The organism is Streptomyces sp. A012304 (assembly GCF_026008495.1).
Classification (GTDB): Bacteria; Actinomycetota; Actinomycetes; order Streptomycetales; family Streptomycetaceae; genus Streptomyces.
Genome location: NZ_BQUN01000152.1, coordinates 1 through 557, shown reverse-complemented (window position 1 = coordinate 557; position 557 = coordinate 1). Strand labels below are relative to the sequence as shown.

The window sequence follows — 557 nt, the reverse complement described above, 5'->3', positions numbered from 1 at the left end:
GACGTCGGCTGTCGCTGCCGGTGGGGGCGAAGGGCTCGAAGCGGGCGGCGGGCGGCTACCGCAGCGAGAGGGAGTGGTTCGCCAAGTCGCGCCGCCTGCGCGTGCTGGAGGACCGGCTGGAGCGGGAGCGGGCCGACCGGGAGGCCGGACGGGTGCGGGTGGTGCGCGGCGGGAGGCGGCTGCTGACCACCCGCCACCACCTCGACGCCGCTCAGCTCACCGAGGATGCGTGGCGCCGCCGGTGGGAAGCCTCCCGCCGCTTCCTGCAAGCGGACGGCGAGAGCGGCAAGCGGTACGGCAACGAGACGATCCGGGTCAGCCCGGACGGGGAGGTGAGCATCCGGCTCCCCGCCCCGCTCGCCCACCTCGCCAACGCCCCGCACGGCCGCTACGTGCTCGCAGCACGGGTGGCGTTCGCGCACCGGGGCGGGACCTGGCGCGACCGGATCACCGCGAACCGGGCGGTGGCCTACCGCATCCACGAGGACACCGACCGAGGCCGCTGGTACCTCACCGCCTCCTGGACCATCCCCCCGGTGAAGACCGTGCCCCTGGCC

General features: G+C 75.6%; 1 pseudogene. It reads left to right on the top strand.

What is annotated here, in order from left to right:
* Positions 1-557, top strand: a pseudogene (locus ALMP_RS35270) (IS200/IS605 family accessory protein TnpB-related protein); the annotation flags it as partial.